At 65.2% G+C, this 3,514-nt stretch carries 3 protein-coding genes and 1 pseudogene; all 4 read right to left on the bottom strand.

The features are described from left to right. Positions 1-757, bottom strand: a 757-nt coding sequence (locus tag ACFWF3_RS28730) for a hypothetical protein (RefSeq protein ID WP_379316639.1), incomplete at its 3' end; no start/stop codon positions are given. A gap of 129 nt (positions 758-886) precedes the next feature. Then, a complete protein-coding gene (locus ACFWF3_RS28725; RefSeq protein ID WP_379316637.1) occupies positions 887-2,065 on the bottom strand; it encodes an MlaD family protein in 1,179 nt (392 codons plus the stop codon). After that, positions 2,062-3,150, bottom strand: coding sequence for an MCE family protein (locus ACFWF3_RS28720; protein ID WP_379316635.1), 1,089 nt, complete (start codon positions 3,148-3,150; stop codon positions 2,062-2,064). The genes ACFWF3_RS28725 and ACFWF3_RS28720 overlap by 4 nt, the downstream gene beginning before the upstream one ends. An 8-nt stretch (positions 3,151-3,158) precedes the next feature. After that, positions 3,159-3,514, bottom strand: a pseudogene (locus tag ACFWF3_RS28715) (mammalian cell entry protein); the annotation flags it as partial.

The following is a 3,514-nucleotide window of genomic DNA, read 5'->3' as shown; positions in this document are numbered from 1 at the left end:
GGTTCCCAGGTGTCGGGACAGGCGCGGGAGCCGGAGACGGAACGGCCTGACCGGGCGCCGTACCACCGGCGGCCTCGCCGCCGCCGTTCTTGAGCAACGGCGAGTCCAGCTTGCTGACCAGCCACTTGTCGCCCGAGCGCTCGAGGCTCATCTCGATCGCGAACATCATCCGGTCGGGCTGGGTCTGGGTGAAGTTGGTGCGGTACTGGGTCATGGTGACCATGGCCTTGACATCGTCGGTGCTGCCCGAGATGTAAGCGCACTGCACGTCTTCACCGGTCGACTTGACCTGGGCCTGCACCATGGCGCCCTTGAGCGCATCGCTGGCGTCGCTGAACTCCTTGAGGTAGTCGCCGGTGGCGCCCGCCTTCATCGACGCGATGTAGCCGTCGAGATCCTTGGAGTAGTCGTAGTTGGCCAGGATGGCGCCGTAATCACAGGCGGCCTTGGTGGACTCGGCGATCGCGTCGAGCTTCTCGGCCTTGTTGCTGTTCTGCAGGAAGAACACCACGCCCGCGGTGATCGCGCCGACCGCGACCACACCGGCCACACCTGCGGCGATCCAGCCCTTCGAGCTCGATGCCGCGCTCGGGGCAGCGGCCGGAGCCGGCGCCTCGGTCACGGTCTGTGCCTGCACAGTCGGCTGATCGACCTCGGGAGTCGCCGCCGCACCCTTCACAGTGTCGTCGGCCTTCGCCAGATCGGGCTTGTCTGCTGCGGCAGCATCGGACTTACTCTGGGCATCGTCGCTGGTCATCGAATCAATCCTGCTCTTTCCCGGCGCACATATCGCACCGATTTCCGATCGTGGTCCGTGAGCCGGGCCACACGTTCTTCCCCGCGAGTATGCCCGGTCAAGCTGTGAACAGCCTGGCCGGGCACCATCTCACTTGGCGGGAATGGGTGTCCGCTCGTTCGGGTCGACACCGGGCGGCATCTGCGCGCCGTTGTTGGGCACGTTCGGCCGCGGAGCGTTGGCCGAACCACGGATCTGCAGGTCAGAGGTCGGGTTGGTGCAGTAGTTCCACTTCGGAATGCTGCCGTCCTGTACCTCTTCGTTGCGCCGGTACGCGGTGTCGTAGTTACACGTCGGGCGCGGCCAGATGTCGATGATGGTGTGGAATTCGCCGTCGTGCGCCGGAGCGCTGATCGACCCGAGCCCCAGTGCGAGCGACGGGAACAGCAGCCGCAGCGCGGGCGTACGCAGCTGCGCGGCCTTGGTGATCGCCACGAAGTTGGCCGCCAGCGAACTGATCGGATCGGCGGTCGCGTCGAGCACCGCGCCGAGCGTTTCGAACTGCGCAGGCGCGTTGTCGAGCACGCTCTGCAGCTCGGCGTTGGCGTTGTTGAACTGCGTGAGCAGCGCACCCGAATTCTGGGTGAGCGTCTGCAGATCGGGCTGGGCGTGCGAGGTGGTCTCGGCGATCACCCGCAGGTTGGCGATGAGGTTCACCGTCTGCGGAAGCAGGTTGTCCAGACCCGCGACCACCAGGCTGACGCCGTTGATCAGGCCGCGCAGCTGATCGGGACCGGCACCGAGCGCGATGTCGAGCTCGTCGAGGATCACGTCGAACTGCTTCGGATTCACCTGGGCGATCAGCGCGCTGGTGTCGTCGAGCACAGCCCACACCGGAACCGGCGTCTGGATCTGCTCCGGGCTGTACTTGATCACCGCGCCGTCACTGAGGAACGGGCCGACATCGCTCTTCGGACGGAAGTCGATGTACTGCTCGCCCGCCGCCGACAGCGCCGCCACCTGGATCATGGTGTCGACCGGGATCTTGAAATCCTTGTCGATCTGGGCCTTGGCGGCGATCGCCTCGCCGTCGTTGATCAGCTCGATCGAGGTGACCTTGCCGATCCGGAACCCGCGCATGGTCACGTCGTTGCCCGGCTGCAGACCACCGGAGCGATCCAGGTTGACGGTGACGTCGTACTCGGACCGCAGCGGATTGACCCGCATCACGTTCACCAGCAGGTACGTCCCACCGAGCAACAGCACGACTACGAGCGCGCTGTTCGCCAGCAAGATCTTGCTGCTCGCGAACTTCTTCAGCCTGCTCATCGGTGGCCTCCCACTCGGCCCTGAACGATCTGCAGCACCTGGATGAAGCTGCCGACGAAATCGTTCACATCTTTCAAGTCCCAGAGCTTGCTGTTCGCCGGGTCGGTCAGCAGGCCCACATCGAGGTTGGTCAGCGTCGCGTACGGCGCCAGGCTCTTGCCCTTGAACGTCTGGTTGGCGCCGGGTCGGATCGCGTGCAACTGATCCATCACATACCCGAAGTCGCTGCCGGTCGCGGCCAGCGCGTTCATCAGGTTGTCGAGATTGGTGAGCAGCTCGGACAGCTGGTCACCGGTGGTGTTGGAGTAGTCGCCGATGGCGGCGGTGGCCGTGGCGAGCTTGCTGAGCAGGTCGCCGATCGCCCGGTTGTTCTCGGCGATCGCGCCGATGGCCTGGGGCAGTGTGTCGGCCACCTGGCCGAGCTGACCCTTGTTGGCCTCGATGGTGTTGGCGAGGGTGTTGAACTCCGTCAGCACCGAGTCGACCTTGGTGCTGTTGGCGTTCAGTTCGCCGATGACACCGGTCATCTCGTAGATCAGATGGCCGAGTTCGGTGCCGTGCCCGTTGAGAATCGAGCCGAGTTCGGTGCCGAGCCGGCTCAGGCTGGCGACACCGCCGCCGTTGAACAGCATCGACACCGAGACCAGCAGCTCTTCCACCGTGGCGCCGGCCGAGGTGGCTTCCAGGGTGAACGTGTCTCCCGCGGCCATATCGGGCGCGCCCGCCGCGTTCTTCGGGCTGCTCAGCGCGATGAAGACGTCACCGAGGGGAGTGGCCTGGCGCAACTCCGCCGTACTGCCCTTCGGCAGCTTGAAATCGGTGTTGATCTCCATGTCGACCACGGCTTCGAAGTTCTTGGTCGTGATCGCCGACACGACGCCGACATCGGAACCACCGACCTTCACCTTGGCCTGATCGGGCAGGTTCAGCGCGTTCTCGAACTTCGCGTGCAGAGTGTAGGTCTCGCCGCCGGTGCCCGGTTTGGGCAGCGGCAGGTCCTCCACGGTGAAGCCACAGCCGGTCGTGATCGTGACCGTGGCCAGTGCGGCCGCGGAGAGCAGCGCGCGGCGGGCCTTCATCGTCATTCGTCGGTTCATTTCGTCAGTCCGAGCAGTGCGGCGGTGAGCCCGTAATCGGGGCCGAAGTCCTGGACGTTGCCGGTGGTGCGGCACCCATCGGGCCGCATCTGGATCCGCTCACAGAACGCGCTGACGATCTCGCCCGAGAGGGCGGTGCCGATCAGCGCCTGCAGGCGGACGAAGCCCTTTTCCTTGTTGATCGCGCCGTCGATGTTCTGCATGAGCAGCGGCACCACGTCGACGATCTCGACCATCGCACCGGAGTTGGCGCGCAACTGGTTGGTGACGGTGGTCAGGCCGGTCAGCGAGGCGGCCAGTTCTTCCTGATGCCCGGCGAAGGTCGTCGAGGTGTTGTTCAGGAACTGGTTGA

The organism is Nocardia sp. NPDC060220 (assembly GCF_042727815.1).
In the GTDB taxonomy this organism is placed as follows: domain Bacteria; phylum Actinomycetota; class Actinomycetes; order Mycobacteriales; family Mycobacteriaceae; genus Nocardia.
Note: the sequence above shows the minus strand (reverse complement) of the source record. Positions and strands in the feature narration are given on the sequence as shown.

What these genes read in the sequence shown, in the direction of transcription:
- ACFWF3_RS28725 (WP_379316637.1), bottom strand. Translation starts at nt 2,065, where the DNA reads ATGAGCAGGCTGAAGAAGTTCGCGAGCAGCAAGATCTTGCTGGCGAAC.
- ACFWF3_RS28720 (WP_379316635.1), bottom strand. Translation starts at nt 3,150, where the DNA reads ATGACGATGAAGGCCCGCCGCGCGCTGCTCTCCGCGGCCGCACTGGCC.